The 15,647-nt window shown below is 65.3% G+C and carries 13 protein-coding genes and 1 pseudogene; 12 read left to right on the top strand and 2 right to left on the bottom strand.

Going from position 1 to position 15,647, the window contains the following annotated elements; translation table 11 throughout:
* The first annotated feature begins 256 nt into the window (after positions 1-256).
* From AC1DXJ_RS08705 to AC1DXJ_RS08650, 12 genes and pseudogenes are all read left to right on the top strand, one after another.
* Positions 257-2,374, top strand: a complete 2,118-nt coding sequence (locus tag AC1DXJ_RS08705; protein ID WP_477636848.1) for a hydantoinase/oxoprolinase family protein — start codon at positions 257-259, stop codon at positions 2,372-2,374.
* Positions 2,371-4,128, top strand: coding sequence for a hydantoinase B/oxoprolinase family protein (locus AC1DXJ_RS08700; RefSeq protein WP_477636847.1), 1,758 nt, complete (start codon positions 2,371-2,373; stop codon positions 4,126-4,128). Before AC1DXJ_RS08705 ends, AC1DXJ_RS08700 begins: the two co-directional genes overlap by 4 nt.
* A gap of 65 nt (positions 4,129-4,193) precedes the next feature.
* On the top strand, positions 4,194-5,258 hold the full coding sequence (locus AC1DXJ_RS08695) for a Leu/Phe/Val dehydrogenase (protein ID WP_477636846.1): 1,065 nt from the start codon (positions 4,194-4,196) through the stop codon (positions 5,256-5,258).
* A complete protein-coding gene (locus tag AC1DXJ_RS08690) occupies positions 5,255-5,608 on the top strand; it encodes a nuclear transport factor 2 family protein (RefSeq protein WP_477623900.1) in 354 nt (117 codons plus the stop codon). The genes AC1DXJ_RS08695 and AC1DXJ_RS08690 overlap by 4 nt, the downstream gene beginning before the upstream one ends.
* Positions 5,609-5,691: 83 nt before the next feature.
* A complete protein-coding gene (locus AC1DXJ_RS08685) occupies positions 5,692-6,807 on the top strand; it encodes a thiamine pyrophosphate-dependent enzyme (RefSeq protein WP_477636845.1) in 1,116 nt (371 codons plus the stop codon).
* Positions 6,808-6,815: 8 nt separating this feature from the next.
* Positions 6,816-7,775: an alpha-ketoacid dehydrogenase subunit beta gene (locus AC1DXJ_RS08680; protein ID WP_477636844.1), complete on the top strand. Its 960-nt coding sequence runs from the start codon at positions 6,816-6,818 to the stop codon at positions 7,773-7,775.
* Positions 7,776-7,815: 40 nt separating this feature from the next.
* A complete protein-coding gene (locus AC1DXJ_RS08675; protein ID WP_477636843.1) occupies positions 7,816-9,195 on the top strand; it encodes a dihydrolipoamide acetyltransferase family protein in 1,380 nt (459 codons plus the stop codon).
* Positions 9,195-9,650, top strand: a pseudogene (locus AC1DXJ_RS08670) (FAD-dependent oxidoreductase); the annotation flags it as partial. The gene AC1DXJ_RS08675 and the pseudogene AC1DXJ_RS08670, both read left to right, overlap by 1 nt.
* A 126-nt stretch (positions 9,651-9,776) precedes the next feature.
* Positions 9,777-10,952, top strand: a complete 1,176-nt coding sequence (locus AC1DXJ_RS08665; RefSeq protein ID WP_477623904.1) for an acyl-CoA dehydrogenase family protein — start codon at positions 9,777-9,779, stop codon at positions 10,950-10,952.
* A gap of 13 nt (positions 10,953-10,965) precedes the next feature.
* Entirely contained in the window at positions 10,966-11,724 is a 759-nt protein-coding gene (locus AC1DXJ_RS08660; protein WP_477623905.1) for an SDR family NAD(P)-dependent oxidoreductase, read from the top strand.
* Between the two features lie 400 nt (positions 11,725-12,124).
* Complete coding sequence (locus tag AC1DXJ_RS08655) at positions 12,125-13,390, top strand: MFS transporter (RefSeq protein WP_477623906.1); 1,266 nt, start codon at positions 12,125-12,127, stop codon at positions 13,388-13,390.
* A 47-nt stretch (positions 13,391-13,437) separates the two neighbouring features.
* Positions 13,438-13,818, top strand: coding sequence for an aldehyde dehydrogenase family protein (locus tag AC1DXJ_RS08650; RefSeq protein WP_477636842.1), 381 nt, complete (start codon positions 13,438-13,440; stop codon positions 13,816-13,818).
* On the opposite strand, the gene bioD is transcribed toward AC1DXJ_RS08650, so the two are convergent.
* A complete protein-coding gene (gene bioD, locus AC1DXJ_RS08645; protein WP_477636841.1) occupies positions 13,815-14,528 on the bottom strand; it encodes a dethiobiotin synthase in 714 nt (237 codons plus the stop codon). The two genes, AC1DXJ_RS08650 and bioD, sit on opposite strands and share 4 nt — an antisense overlap.
* Complete coding sequence (locus AC1DXJ_RS08640; protein ID WP_477636840.1) at positions 14,521-15,645, bottom strand: 8-amino-7-oxononanoate synthase; 1,125 nt, start codon at positions 15,643-15,645, stop codon at positions 14,521-14,523. Before AC1DXJ_RS08640 ends, bioD begins: the two co-directional genes overlap by 8 nt.
* Positions 15,646-15,647 lie beyond the last annotated feature (2 nt).

Raw genomic sequence — 15,647 nt, 5'->3', positions numbered from 1 at the left:
GTCGGTCGCGAGTCCCGTCGTCCTGGGCCCGGCGAAGTCGAGGTACCACGGTGCCCGCAATAGGAGACGCCTCGGTCGCCCTTATCGCGGTCCTGTGGCCCTCGGCGGCGGAGAGGCAGTCTGTGTCCCCCCAACCACCGAGATATCTCAACGACGTGTTGACAATATCTTAGACCTGCCGCAACATGTACTAACGGGACAACGGGCTACGCACCCGCTCCCTCTTCGCCACTCGATCACGTCACTTTGGAGCCTCATGACTGACGAAACCGCCGGCCCCGCAACTGCTGGTGCCGAGGACTCGTACCTCGTGGCCGCCGACATCGGCGGAACTTTTACGGATGTGCTCCTACTGAGGGATGACGGCGGACTGACTCCTATGAAGGTCCTGTCCACCCCCCCAAACTTCGGGAAGGGAGTCATCTCAGGGGTACTTGATTCGCTCTCGGAAGCGAGTGCGGATCCCAACAATGTGACGGCCGTGCTGCACGCCACAACGGTGGCGACGAACGCCATTCTGGAACGGAGAGGCGGCAAGACCGCTCTCATCACGACGAAGGGCTTCAGAGATGTCCTGGAACTGGGCCGCCTTCGTCGGCCGCTGCTCTACGACCTGTCGTGGCGGAAGCCCACACCTTTGGTGCGACGCCGTGACCGCCACGAGCTTGCCCAACGCATTGACCATGAGGGCCGGGTTCTGACGCCGATCGATTTGGCTGAACTCGGGCAACTGGCCAAGCGAATGCAGGAGGACTGCATCGAAGCCGTGGCTGTGTGCCTTATCAACTCCCACGTTCTCCCGGACGAGGAGCGACTCGTGGCCGGCGAGCTGCGGCGCCTGCTGCCTGACGTGTACGTGAGTGCCTCCGTGGACATTTCGCCTGAACAGGGCGAGTTCGAGCGAACGAGCACCGTCGTTGTGAACTCCTATGTCGGCTCTGTCGTTCGCAAGTATGTGAACGACCTCGAGTCGGATCTGATCACGGAAGGGATCAACGCGCCCTTCTCGATCATGCAATCATCGGGAGGACTTCTCGATGCTGCCAGCGTGGTCGAGAGCCCCGTACAGATCATCGAGTCCGGGCCGGCGGCTGGGGTGATCGCCGTACAGAAGCTGGCGCGGATCATGGGCCTCGACAACGTGATCGCATTCGATATGGGTGGAACGACGGCGAAGGCATCGCTGATTGAGAATGGCACCCCGTTCGTCGCGAGTGACTACGAAGTCGGCGCCGGGATGAACATCACTCGCTCCATGGGCAAGGGCGCCGGGTACACAATCCGTGTCCCATCGATCGACATCGCCGAGGTCGGCGCGGGTGGTGGAAGCATCATCAGCGCCGATGCGGCCGGCGTCATGCACGTCGGCCCTGAAAGCGCAGGCTCCTCGCCGGGACCGGCCTGCTACGGGCGAGGCGGGCAACTCCCAACACTGACTGATGCCAACGTCGTGCTCGGCTACATCAACCCAGAAGCCATCGCCGGGGGCCGAGTTGCCATCGATCGCGGCCTAGCAGGTGAGGCTCTGCGACAGGTTGGCGAGGCAATCGACACTGAGGTGGTTGATGTCGCCCGGGGCGCGTACGACATCGCTGTGTCGAACATGACCTCGGCTGTCAAGGCCGTTACCAGCGAGCGCGGACGTGATCCCCGCGAGGCCACTATCGTCGCTTTCGGTGGGGCCGGGCCGCTTTATGCGGCGAGCCTTGCGCGTGAACTGGGTGTGCGACGGGTGTTGGTACCAAGACATACCGGCCTTTTCAGCAGTCTCGGACTGTTGGTCGCAGACACCGAGTACCAGGCTGCGCGCTCTTGGGGTGTGAGTTTCTCGAACGCGGCTGACATCGAACGGGCATTCATCGAGCTCGAGGCCGTGGTTCGTGACCGCCTCCCGGCAGAGGGCGCCAATACCGACGTCGAGCGATTCTTCGACATGCGGTATCGCGGTCAGAGGTTCGAATTGAGGATCCCCGTTGCCGGCGGCCCGATCAGCGCTCGGACGCTTGCGGATTCCGTACGGGCATTCCATGCCGAACATGAGAAGACGTACGGGCGTCGCGGCGGCGACGACCTCGTCGAAGTGGTCAACCTGAGAGTGCGAGGCTTCGTTGAGAACGCCGTCGCCATGGCGAGCGTGCTGTCCTCGGCTCTCGACGAGCCGGATGCAGTACGAACGAGACCGTGTCAGTTCGACCGGGTCTACGAGACGCCAGTAATGCGCCGGGGTCATCTCTCTCGTACCGGAACTTTAGGCCCCTTGATCATCGAGGACATGGACGCCACGACATTGGTCCCTCCAGGCGCCACCGTTGCCCTGGACGAACTGAACAACCTGGTCATTACGTGGGGCGAGGGACAGGAGCCATCAGCATGACGCAGCAGATGATCAAGGACCCGGCTACCTTCGAGGTCTTCCGAAATGCGATCTCGGGTCTCGCGGACGAGCTCGCCATCACCATCCTACGCACAGCGCACTCCCAGATCGTCGCCACGAGCATGGACTTCTCCGCGGCCTTGTGCGACAGCCAAGGTCGCACGCTGGCACAGGCGAACACCTGTCCCGTCCATCTGGGATCCATTCCAGACGCATTGAGTGCTGTCCTGGACGAATTCGGCGACGACATGACAGAAGGCGACGTCTTCATCCTGAATGACCCGAGCAAGGGAGGGATGCACCTGCCGGACATCTTCGTGCTAGCCCCAGTGTTCTACGAGAACGCCCTGTTGGGGTACGCCGTCACCGTTGTCAATCACAGCGACGTGGGGGGGTGGTCGCCCGGTTCCATGGCTTCGCAGTCCACGAGCATCTTTGCCGAGGGAATTCAAATTCCCCCCCTGCGCATCGTCGCTGGGGGCATCATGAACGAAGCGCTCTATAGCGTGATCCGTCGCAACGTGCGCGAGCCTGAGCTCTTCACCGGTGACCTTGACGCGCAGCTCTCGGCCTGCCATTCGGGAGCCGCCGGCATGCAGGCACTCGCACTGAGGTACGGGCGAACGAAGTTCGACGAGCTGTGCGAGCAGCTGCTCGACTACTCCGAAGCCCTAGTCAGGGACGCGTTGTCACGCGTGACCGATGGTGTTTACGAGTTCAGTGATCAGATCGACGAGGACGGCGTCGGTGGTGGCCCGATCCCACTCAAGGTCCGCATCACTATTGAGGGGACGAGTATCCACTTTGACTACACGGGTTCCTCGCCGCAAGTAGCGTCCGCGCTCAATGCCACGAGCTCATTCACTCGATCCGGCTCCTACGCCGCCCTGCAAGGCGCCCTCGGATCTGACATCCCTGCCAATAGTGGCTTCTATCGACCGTTTATGTTCACCATTCCTGACGGGTCCATCCTCAATGCGAATCGGCCCTCGGCCAGGGGGGCTCGCGGGCTGGTTGCCTATCGCCTGGTCGACCTTGTACTCGGAGCACTGGCGACAGCGATGCCCGATCGGGTGCCGGCAGCCGGCGACGGCGGGCCCGGCTCCGTGGCCTTCGGGGTCACGGAACGCGACGGCTCACAAGTAATCCTCTGGGACTTCTTCATGGGCTCATGGGGAGCAACCCGATCGGGCGACGGCAACGACGGCATTAGTCCGCTCGGGGCCAACATGGCCAACATCCCAGTCGAAGAGCTGGAGCAATCGGGACATGTGCGCGTCAACTCCTACGAGTACGTACCCGACACCGGGGGTGCGGGTACTTACCGTGGCGGACTCGCCGTAGGACGCCAGCTCACGCTCCTCTGCCCTGAGGCCACCATGCAGATCCGGTCCGACCGCAAGTTCTCGTCGCCCTATGGCCTGGAGGGTGGTCACCCCGGGTCTACCTCCGTCAACGTTCTCAACCCGGGCTCGGCTGCGGAACGAATACTGGACACCAAACCGTTCGAACTGATCCCCGGAGGGACTGTGCTCTGGCATGCCACCGCCGGGGGCGGAGGTTTCGGCGATCCCTACGAGCGTGATCCAGGGGCGGTCTTGGAGGACGTGCTGGATGGCAAGGTATCGACCCAGCACGCGCGCGCTGTCTACGGGGTTGCGATCGACGGCGACCTTGTGAATGAGGACGAAACGCAGCACGTCCGCCGTCAAGCATCGGAAGCAACCATGCGTGCAGGACTTTCTGCTCACTAGACGCATCAAACAGGTTCGAGAATTCGCGGCCGGGACGGGCCGTTGACGTGCTGGAGGCACACCAAATGCGACTTGATGATCCCCCGAAAGAACTGACGGCCGAGCGAACCGTCATCTGTATAGACGATCGCATCGGCTTGAGAGCGGTGATCGCGATCGATGACACCACTCTTGGGCCGGGCTTCGGTGGTGTTCGGATGAAGGAGTATCGGTCTCTCGGCAGCGCCATCGAAGAGGCCCAGCGTTTGGCCGCGGCGATGACGCTGAAGAACGCTCTGGCCGGTATCCCATATGGCGGGGGCAAGTCTGTCATCATCTCGAGCAGCGAAGCTGACAACAGGGCCCAACTCATCACGAGATTCGGTGAATTCGTTGCCGACCTCGGCGGGTGCTACGTGCCTGGCGTTGACATGGGAACCAATCCAGCCGACATGCGTGCCATGGCAGCGGTCGGCGCTAGCACTCGGTGTGCCGATGAGGATCCCTCGCCGTGGACTGCTCTCGGAGTCTTCGCGGCGATTGAAGGTGCCGCTCGCGTCCACCTAGCAGCGTCGAGTCTGGAGGGCATCAGCGTTCTGGTCCAGGGCGTAGGACATGTTGGAGCCTCCCTGGCGCGCCAGCTGAAAGCCGCGGGCGCACACGTGGACGTCTCCGACGTGGATCCTGCGCGAGCGCAGGATCTTGCGCGGGAGTTGGGCGGCACGGCTGTGACACCTGATGCCGTGATCGACCATGACTGCGACGTCTTCGCACCATGCGCGATAGCACGGGTGCTCAACGAGGAGAACATCCCACGTCTGCAGTGCAAGGTCGTTGCCGGTGGCGCCAATGACACTCTCAATGCTGCGAGCGATGCGGAGCTTCTGGCGGAGCGGGGAATCCTGTTCGTCCCAGATTTTGTGGCCAACTCTGGAGGTGTCATTCACGTTCATGCTTTGGCCGAGGGCTGGGACCACCTCACCACGACCGCTGCCGTATTTGCTATCGGCCAGCGGGTGGAACGGCTCCTCGAACGGGCAAGACGCAATTCGATCACGCCCGTGAGCGCCGCACATGCGGAAGCGAGAGAACTGCTTGAGCAGGCGCGGCTCTCGAAGCGGCCCATTGGGCACAAAGTCTTCGCGTCATGACGGGTTCCAAGACGCTGGCCACGACCTACTACGAGATCGTGGATAGCCGAGGCGCCACCGACGTTGCGAGTCTCTTTGCGGAGGACGCCGTGTACAGCCGACCGGGCTATCGGTCACTCGTCGGTCGAGAAAGCATTCTCAACTTCTACCGCCAAGAACGCGTGATCGCTACAGGGGCCCATCGAATCAACAGCATGATCTGCTCCGGCGAGAGGGTCGCCGTACAAGGCGTGTTCACCGGCAACCTCAAGGATGGGACGTCGGTGTCGATCGGGTTCTCTGACTTCTTCGAGTTCAGGAATGAGCTCATCGTGGAACGTCGCACCTACTTCGATGTGCCCGCGGTGTAGTGATGTCGACTGGTGGTGGCCGTCGGTCGCGGTCCCCGATTGCGAAGGATTCTCATGGCCCATCGACGAAGGAGCCCAACACCGTGACGAACCAGCCGCCAGCCACCGGGCCGTGGTCGGTACTCGACAGCGCGGGCATTTTGCGAACCGACGACCGTGTGCCCACCGGCGAGGCCGCACTGAATCTGCGGGCGGCATACCGCGACATGGTGCTGGCGCGCCGCATCGACACCGAAGCGATCGCGCTACAACGCCAGGGCGAGCTCGGCCTGTGGCCCTCGATGCTCGGTCAGGAGGGCGCACAGGTTGGCGCCGGGTCCGCGCTGAGGCCCCAGGATGTAGTCTTCCCCACCTACCGCGAGCACGCCGTCGCATGGTGCTTTGGCGTCGACCCGGTGCAACTGCTGGGCTTGTTCCGCGGCACTACGATGGGCGGCTGGGACCCTCACGAGCGCAATTTCAACCTTTATTCGCTCGTGATCGGAGCCCAGACCCTACACGCGGTCGGATACGCCATGGGTATCCTCCGCGACGGTGACGTGGGCACAGGCGACCCGACCCGTGACCGCGCGGTGCTGGTGTTCCTCGGCGACGGGGCGCTCAGCGAGGGTGAGACCAACGAGGCCTTCGTCTGGGCGGCCGCGCAGAACCTGCCCGTCGTGTTCTTCTGCCAGAACAACCAGTGGGCGATCTCAGCTCCCTTCTCGGTCCAGAGCCGGATCCCAGCCGCCGAGCGCTCCCGCGGCTTCGGCTTCCCCGGCGTCCGCGTCGACGGAAATGACGTAATCGCCTGCCACGCCGCCACCCATCAAGCGTTGGCCAACGCACGCGCCGGCAACGGTCCCACCCTGATCGAGGCCGTTACCTACCGCCGCAACCCGCACACTACCTCGGACGACGACCTGCGCTACCGCAGCGGATCGGAGAACGACGAATGGGCGTCTCGCGATCCGATCGATCGCCTCCGCACCCTGCTCACCTCAGGCACGGCCCTGCAGCTCGACGAGTCCTTCATGGACGCCCTCACCCAGGAAGAGGAGCGCCTCGCCGATAGGCTGCGCACCGGATGTCGGGCACTCCCCGTCCCCGCACCCGGCGACCCCTTCGTGAACACCCTCGCCAGCATGCCGCGCGACCTCGCGCGGCAGATGGACGAGCACTTGGCCTTCGTGGCCACCGGAGAAGCGGAGCACGGATGAGCACGGCGATGGCCCATGCTCTGAACGCGAGCCTGCGTAATGCGTTGGAGGCGGACGACAAGGTTCTGCTGATCGGCGAGGACATCGGCCAGCTCGGCGGTGTCTTCCGTATCACCGACGGCCTCCAGAAGGACTTCGGCGAGGAGCGTGTCGTGACCTCCCCGTTGGGCGAGGCCGGCATCGTCGGCAGCGCGGTCGGCCTCGCCCTGGCTGGCTACCGGCCCGTGTGCGAGATCCAGTTCGACGGCTTCGTGTTTCCGGCGATGAACCAGATCATCACACAGTTGGCGAAATACCGTCACCGTTCCGAGGGTCGGGTCTCGCTCCCGGTCGTCATCCGCATCCCAGTCGGTGGCGGTATCGGAGCCATCGAGCACCACAGCGAGTCCCCGGAGGCCTATTTCGCCCACACTCCAGGCCTGCGGGTCCTGTGCCCGTCGAACTCCCATGACGCCTACGACATGCTCGGTCAGGCAATCCGGTCGGAGGATCCCGTGATCTTCCTCGAGCCGAAGCGTTCCTACTGGTCCAAGGCTGAGGTGGATCTCACCGCCGCCTCGTTCGACATGGACAAGGCGCGGATTGTCCGTGCCGGCAACGACCTCACACTGGTGACCTACGGAGCCCTCGTGCCGATCGCTCTGAAGACCGCCGCCACCCTAGCGGAGGAAGGCCGTGAGATCGAGGTCATCGACCTGCGGTCCTTGTCGCCCATCGACGACGGCACGGTGGTCGAGTCGGTTCGCCGCACCGGCCGCCTGGTGATCGCCCACGAGGCTTCGCAGACCGGTGGCATTGGCGGAGAACTGGCAACGCGCATCCAGGCACAGGCGTTCTACGAGCTCGAGGCGCCAATCCTCCGGGTCACCGGGTACGACACCCCGTACCCGCCGAGCCGGCTCGAAGAGGACTGGCTGCCGAACGTCGACCGGCTCCTCGAAGCTTGCGACCGGAGCCTCACCTACTGACCCTCCCCGTGCCGCCCCTCGCCTCTCCCTGGAGCACACCGTGACCACGAGCACCGCCACGAACCTGCAGACGTTCCCACTGCCCGATGTCGGCGAAGGCCTCACCGAAGCCGATATCGTCGCCTGGCACGTCGCTGTCGGCGACACAGTTACCGTCAACCAGATCATCGTCGACATCGAGACCGCAAAGTCGGTCGTCGAGCTCCCCTCCCCTTACGCCGGCGAGGTGGTCGAGCTCGTCGCAAGTGTCGGGGAGACCGTGCAAGTGGGATCGGCGATCATTGCGATCCGCACGGCAGGGGGGGCTGACCGAATTGGACCCAAGCCGGAGGTCACTGCCGAGCCCTCGGCCGGGCGGGCCAAGGACGAGCCGAAGCTGCTGGTCGGGTATGGCGCAAAGGACTCGGGCAAAAGCCGGCGTCGCCGTGGCGAACCAGCTGCGTCGCCGGCAGACCACAGCGCAGCTAGGCCTGCCGCACCTGATCGCCTCGCCGCCACGGTTACCGCTGAGTCGCAGCGGTCACAGCCCAAGGCCAAACCTCCGGTGCGCAAGCTCGCCAAGGTCCTCGGGGTCGACCTAGCCGCCGTCGTTCCTACCGGCGCCGACGGGATCGTCGTTCGAGCTGACGTAATCGCCGCCTCCGAAACCGGATCTTCACCAATCCAGGCCGTGGTCGGAATGGGCGTAGCCGGTTCAGCGGTCACTACGACCGCAACAGAGACCCGCATCCCGATCAAGGGTGTGCGCAAGCACACTGCGGCGGCCATGGTGGCCTCTGCGTTCACTGCGCCTCACGTGACCGAGTTCGTCACCGTCGACCTGACCAAGACCCTCGAGCTTCGCGAGACGATCCAACGGCGTCGCGAGTTCCGCGACATCAAGCTCACGCCGCTGGCGTTCGTCGCATTCTCCTACCTCCGCGCCCTGGCCAGGGTCCCGATGGCCACGGCGCGTTGGGACGAAGCCGCCCAGGAGATCGTCATCCCGGCCGGCATCAACCTTGGCATCGCCGCGGCGACTCCGCGAGGACTCATGGTGCCCAACATCCGGTCTGCCGACTCGATGGGCCTCTGCGAATTGGCCACTGCCATCAACGATCTGGCAGTAGCGGCGCGCGAGGGAAAGACGCCGCCCGAAGCGATGGCTGGCGGAAGCAGTACCATCACCAACGTCGGGGTGTTCGGCGTCGACACCGGAACACCAATTTTGAACCCCGGCGAGACCGCGATCCTAGCTGTCGGAGCCATCCGTCGACGGCCTTGGGTCGTCGAGGACGCCGACGGAGAGAGGATCGAGCCTCGCTCGATCCTCCAACTCGCCCTGTCTTTCGACCACCGCGTGCTCGATGGCGCCGAGGGTTCCCAGGTGCTCGCCGACACGGCAGCAGTCCTCGCCGAGCCAGGGCTGTCGGTGCTGTGATGACCAAACCCACCACGAGACACTCCACCGACACGACCGGCGCAGGTGAGAAGAACCGGTTCGGCATCGTGGTCATTGGCGCCGGACCCGGCGGCCACGTCGCCGCCATCCGGGCATCCCAGCTTGGCAAGACGGTGGCTCTCATCGAGGAGAAGTACTGGGGTGGCGTCTGCCTCAACGTCGGGTGTATCCCCTGCAAGGCCCTGCTGCGCAACGCCGAACTCGCCCACATTTACCGCCACCAGGCTTTCATCTTCGGCATCGGTGGAGACGTCACCTTCGAATACGGCATCGCCCATCAACGAAGCCGCGACGTCGCCGGTGGTCGGGCCAAAGGCGTCCACTTCCTGATGCGCAAGAACAGGATCACCGAAGTAGACGGACGCGCCACGTTCACCGGCCCGCATGAACTCCGGGTGACCACAGGGGACTCGGAGAGGGGGATCACCTTCGATCTGGCCGCGAGTCACTGCAGGAAGCCTTCCACGGAATCGAAGGTCACATGATCAATCTCTGAGTCGGGCCCGCACCCTGCACCACGAAACATCCAGCCCTTGCCGCCCGCTATCAGGAGGCCAACTATGCCTGCCCGTCGAACCTTTCGCTCACGTGAGCACGCGGACTTCGTGAAGCTGGTCCGCACCATCGCCACGAACGAGCTCGCCCCTCGCGCCGCCCAGGCCGAGGCCGACGAGGCATTCCCACGCGATGTGTTCCGGATGCTTGGCAAGACCGGGATCCTCGGCCTGCCGTACCCCGAAGAGGTCGGCGGCTCCGGCCTGCCATACGAGATCTACGTCCAGGTGCTGGAAGAGATCGGTTCCGTCTGGGCCTCAGTGGGCGTCGGGGTATCCGTTCACGCACTCTCGTGCTTCGGCCTCGTCACGCGGGGCACCGAGGAGCAGCAGCAGCGGTGGCTGCCCGACATGCTCGGTGGTGACCTCCTCGGCGCGTACAGTTTGTCCGAGACACACGCCGGCTCCGACCCCGCCGCCATGGCAGCCACCGCCCGCCTCGACGGCGACGACTACGTCCTCAACGGTTCGAAGGCCTGGGTAACCCACGGCGGTAGGGCCGACTTTTATAAGGTCATGGCCCGCACCAGCGGAATCCCCGGCGACAGCAGCGGGATCTCCTGCTTCCTCCTGCCGGCCGACACCCCGGGGCTGATCGCAGACGCACCCGAGAAGAAGATGGGTCTCACCGGATCCACCACCTCAGGGCTGCGCCTAGAGGGGGTCCGAGTCCCAGTTGAACGTCGCCTCGGCGCCGAGGGCGACGGTCTCACGATCGCCTTGGCCGGACTCGACGCCGGGCGCCTCGGCATCGCCGCGGTCGCCACCGGTCTTGCTCAACGAGCACTGGATGCCGCCCTCTCCTATGCCCAGCAGCGATACACCTTCGGGAAGCGGATCATCGACCACCAGGGGCTGAGCTTCATCATCGCCGACATGGAAGCGGGCACCGTCGCGGCGCGCGCGGCCCTTCACCATGCCGCCCGACTCAAGGACGCCGGACTCCCCTACAGCCGCGAAGCATCGATCGCCAAGCTCGTCGCCACCGATACCGCCATGAAGGTCACCACCGACGCGGTCCAGGTTCTCGGCGGCGCGGGCTACACCAAGGAGTTCTCCGTCGAGCGCTACATGCGCGAAGCCAAGGTGATGCAGATCTTCGAAGGTACCAACCAGATTCAGCGCTTGGTCATCGGCCGCCATCTCGACCGCGACAACAGCGGTCCCATCGTCACGATCTGAGAAAGGGGATCCCGTGGAGATTTGCGGAACAACCGCCGTCGTCACTGGTGCCGCGTCTGGCCTGGGCGCCGCGACAGCCGCTCACCTTGCGTCCAGAGGAGCTCACGTCGTCGGATTCGATCTTGCACCTCCCCTCCCCGAGGAGCGCTCCGGTGGAGGCTTCACCTTCGCGACTGTTGACGTGACCGACCCCGAAGTCATCTCGCGGGCACTCGGCGAGGCAACGGCAGACGCCCCACCGCTGCGCATCGTGGTGAACTGCGCCGGAGTCGCTCCCTCGGCACGAATCCTGTCCAGCCGAGGGCCGCACGATTTGGAACTGTACGCCAAGGTCGTGCAGATCAATCTCATTGGCACCTTCAACGTCATGACACTTGCGGCTGGACGAATCGCCGCCACCGCACCAACAGCTGATGGCCAGCGGGGCGTCATCATCAACACTGCCAGCATCGCCGGGTACGAGGGCCAAATCGGGCAGGCAGCCTATGCCTCATCCAAGGCCGGAATCATCGGGCTCACCATCGCCGCCGCCCGCGACCTCGCCCAACGTGGCATTCGGGTCAACACCATCGCGCCCGGTGTCATGGAAACGCCGATGCTCGCAACGGTCTCCGACGAATACCGCGACGCACTCGCCGCTGGCGTCACCTTTCCCCGTCGCCTGGGCCGCCCCGACGAGTACGCCCACCTGGCGGCCTTCCTCGTCGAACACGACTACATTAACGGTGAAGTCGTCCGCATAGACGGCGCACTGCGGATGGCACCGAAGTGACGCACCTGCGTGTTTGTGGTCGCAGCGGACACGATGGACGTCTCGTACGCCGGCTCGGTGCCGATGCTGTCACCCGGCGTGGTTGCGACCTGTCCGCGGCGGGGCGGAGCAAATTCTCGTTCGGGGTGGCCGAGGCGGTCGACACGGCGCTCATCGGAACCGAGGTCCAGCGTCTCGTCCGGCATTGTGTGGCGTACGTCGCACCCGCGGTGTCAGTGGTCCAGCACCCCCGCTGCACGGCCGCGTTGCCGTGGCTACCGGACCGTGCGGCAAAGCGCGAGCTGACGCCGCGGGTCGCGAAGGCGTTGACGATGGCAGACGTAGGCGAGGCACACGTTCGGCTCGAGGCCGGCGGGCTGCGCGCACGACTGCTACGGCGCCTGGACCGATTGGCGTTCACATGAGTTGGCCCGGTGACGCGCACCGCGACCAGGGTCAGGGCGGCGCCGGCGTACCGTCTCCAACGGCCGGCACCGGCACGATGCGCAGCGCGACCGGTGAACTGTTCGGTCTAATCCACTTCCCGGGAACCGTGGCGCTGGTGATGGTGCTCCCGCCAGTCATCTTGGGGCCGCTGGCCTTCGCGATCCGCGATGACTTCGCGTTGTCCCAGTCTGATATCGGAACCGCGTTCGCGGCATTCTTCCTCTCCTCCGCGCTCGTCTCTGGTCTGAGTGGTGCAGTAGTGCGGCGATTCGGGGCCCCCCCAGTGGTACGTTACGGCCTGTTTGGCACCGCCCTGGTGGCTGTTGGTCTCGCCATGAGCCAGTCACGGAACACCGTCTACGCGGCAACTCTGGCTGGCGGGACATTGAATGGCATCACGGCGGTTGCCATCAGTTTGACGATCATGTCGACGGTGACGCCGCGCCGAAGGGGGCTCGCCTTCGGGTTGCGGACGGCGGGACTGCCGAGTGCAGCCGCTCTCGCAGGACTCGGTGCCTACCTCGTCGCCGGTGACTACCTGGGTTGGCGCCACGTTCTGTGGGTGATCGCCGGCATCTCCATCGCTGCCGGCCTGTCGATTCGAGGGGCGTCGGTGGTCAGTGTCGAGCGCCTAGTCGAAGAGCCGTGGCAGCGACCGACCAGACCGGGCAGCCGAGGGACCCTTTGGCTGTTGGGCCTCGCCGGCCTGCTCGGATCATGCGGTGCAGCCGTAGTGACACCGTTCCTCGTCGAGGGCCTCATCGCGCAAGGGCAGTCGCCGGAGGTCGCGACAAGCGTGCTAGCGCTGGCCGGCTGGTTCGGGATCGTGTCACGCGTCCTCGTCGGTGCGATTTCCGACCGCATTCCGAATCCGCTGGTGCACTTGCGGTTGTCGGCGGCGCTCCAGGTCGTGCTCGCTGCGAGCATGGTCATGCTCGCACTAGGGCATGGCGCCTCCTTGCTCGTGGGGGCAACGCTGACGGCATTCGGCATCGGGCTCGCCTGGCCAGGTCTGTTGATGTTCGCAACCCTTGCGACGCACCAGTCACTCGCGGCGAGTGCTGCCGGCAAAATGCAGTTCGGCCAGCACTCAGGTGCAGTATTCGGCCCGCTAAGCTTCGGGTTCATCGCGGCGCACTACTCGTTTTCGACTGCTTGGATGATTGCAGCCACGGCTCTGATCGCAGCCTGCATTCTGATCACATTCATTGCTCGTTCACTGCGCGGCATCGCAGTTTGACCCGCGAGGGCACGGCTGGAACCCCGCCGCTATTCGGACAGCCCTCGGTGAAGCACCCGAGGCCACCCAGCCCGAACGCGACAGAGTTCGGGCTCGCGGGCTATGGGTTCACGGAGAACCTGGACAGGGCGCTCAACGTCGCTGATTCACTACAGACCTGCCTCGTCGGCATCAACCAAGGCGTGCCATCGAACGCGGCCGCGCCCTTCGGTGGGTTGAAGCAGTCCGGGATGGGGCGAGAGGGGAGCGGCGAAGGTTTGGAAGAGTACCAAGAGACGCGGTTGTACAACGTTTGCACGCCGAGAGGCTGTGTGAGGGAAGTGAGCCATGTCGTCGCGAATGACGGACGCCGCCGCAAACGGTCCTTCGTAGCCCTCAAGAAGAGCTCGTGGAGGTGCGTCGTGGAGAACGTCGGGACTCCGGTCTAGGTCCCGAAAAGCCATTCGGCCGTCCTGTCAGCAAACTCCGTGACGGGCAGGCCGACCGCACCGTTGGGCAGGTTCCCGAGCAGGGGGGCGTTGGCTACCCGCGGCAGGTCGAGAAGGTTCGACTGCTCGGCAAGGCCTGGCTCTGCTGGGTACGACCCGACCACGACGCCGAGCAGGGGGAGGTATCGGGAGGCGAGGGCTTCGGCGGTGAGGGCGGTGTGGTTCAGGGTCCCAAGGCTTGGACTGGCCACGAGGACGTACCCGATGCTGATTCCGTTGGAGTGCAGCGCGGTTCCGATGTCGGCCAAGGTCCCTCCTTGGCTGTCGAGGCGGACGAGTAGCCCGCCGGCTCCCTCCACGAGCACGAAGCCGACGTCGCCCGCGATCGCCTCAATGGCCTGTGCGTGCTCGGCGACCGAAGGCAGGGTGATTTCCTGCACTCGTGCTGCCGCGTCCGGTGCGAGCGGCGCGCGCAGCCGAACGAACTCGTGGAAGGTGACCCCTGCATCCTCGCCGAGCAGCTGCTGGACGACCTGGAGGTCGCCGTTCTCGTCGTCGGTCACACCGGTCTGCAACGGCTTCACCACAGCGACGGTTGCTCCGCGTCGGCGCAGCATCACGGTGAGAGCGGCGGTGACCACGGTCTTCCCGACGCCTGTGCTGGTGCCCGTGACGAGGACGACCTCGGGCAGGGAGAGTGGCTCAGACATGGGTCACCAGTCCGCGGAGGACCTCGAGGGCGTGGTTCAGCACGTCGGGACCGTGGTCGGCGTGAGCGGTCAGCCGAAGTCGGGAGCTGCCGTCCGGCGTGGATGGTGGCCGGAAGCAGCCGATGCGTATGCCTTGCTGCTCGGCGTGGGCGACGGCTGCGAGTGCTTCGGCTGGCCCCGGCATGGTGACTGACAGGACCGCGCCCGCCGGTGTCACGACCCCGCAGGCTTCGGCGAGCAGTGCGGAGTTCGCCCGGGTCGCGGCGGGTAGGTGGACGCTTGCGGCCAGCACGTCGAGGGCCCCGAGGGCGGCGCCGGCGGCGGCCGGAGCGAGCCCGGTGTCGTAGATGAACGGGCGCGCCGTGTTGACCAGGTGTTCGCGCACGGCCTCGTGGGCCAGGACCGCCCCGCCTTGGGCTGCAAGCGATTTCGACAACGTCACCGTCACCACGACGTGGGCGCTGGCGGTGATACCGGCCTTGGCGGGCCCACCCTCACCTCGCTCGCCCACCACGCCGAGACCGTGCGCGTCGTCAACCAGGAGAACGGCGTCGAACTCCTCGGCGAGCTCAGCGAGGTCCCTCAACGGCGCCGCGTCGCCGAGGACCGAGTAGACCGACTCCACCACGACGATCGCCCGCGGCTGCGTGCGTTCCGCGAGCAGCTCGCGGACGTGGTCGAGGTCGTTGTGGCGGCTGACGGTGACGGTGCCCCGGCTCAGGCGGGCTCCGTCGATGAGGGAGGCGTGGGCGTGGGCGTCGGAGACGATGAGGGTGTCGGGGTCGGCCAACGAGGTGAGGACCGCCAGGTTGGCGTGATACCCCGTCGACAGCACCAGCGCCGACGGCGCCCCGGTGAGCAGGCACAGGGCACGCTCCAGCTCCTCGTGGATCTCGAGGGTGCCGGTGACGAGCCGGGACGCTCCGGCCCCACCGCCGTAGGTCTCGGCGGCGGCGATGGCGCCAGCGATCACGGCCGGGTGGCGGCGCAGTCCCAGGTAGTCGTTGCCCGCGAGGTCGACCAGCTCACCGGACTTGAACGGCCTGACCTCGCGGCGCAGCCCCTGACGGTCACGGTTGGTGGCTCGGTCGGCCAGCCAGTCGAGGAACGTGCTCACCG

Source organism: Pedococcus sp. P2_D9, assembly GCF_056404275.1.
The sequence above is the reverse complement of the archived record's forward strand: the minus strand, read 5'-3'. Positions and strand labels throughout refer to the sequence as shown.

Bases quoted from the DNA above. Each gene is read 5' to 3' on its own strand.
- bioD (WP_477636841.1), bottom strand. From the start codon at position 14,528: ATGTCTGAGCCACTCTCCCTGCCCGAGGTCGTCCTCGTCACGGGCACC.
- AC1DXJ_RS08680 (WP_477636844.1), top strand. From the start codon at position 6,816: ATGGCCCATGCTCTGAACGCGAGCCTGCGTAATGCGTTGGAGGCGGAC.
- AC1DXJ_RS08690 (WP_477623900.1), top strand. From the start codon at position 5,255: ATGACGGGTTCCAAGACGCTGGCCACGACCTACTACGAGATCGTGGAT.
- AC1DXJ_RS08655 (WP_477623906.1), top strand. From the start codon at position 12,125: ATGAGTTGGCCCGGTGACGCGCACCGCGACCAGGGTCAGGGCGGCGCC.
- AC1DXJ_RS08700 (WP_477636847.1), top strand. From the start codon at position 2,371: ATGACGCAGCAGATGATCAAGGACCCGGCTACCTTCGAGGTCTTCCGA.
- AC1DXJ_RS08705 (WP_477636848.1), top strand. From the start codon at position 257: ATGACTGACGAAACCGCCGGCCCCGCAACTGCTGGTGCCGAGGACTCG.
- AC1DXJ_RS08665 (WP_477623904.1), top strand. From the start codon at position 9,777: ATGCCTGCCCGTCGAACCTTTCGCTCACGTGAGCACGCGGACTTCGTG.
- AC1DXJ_RS08695 (WP_477636846.1), top strand. From the start codon at position 4,194: ATGCGACTTGATGATCCCCCGAAAGAACTGACGGCCGAGCGAACCGTC.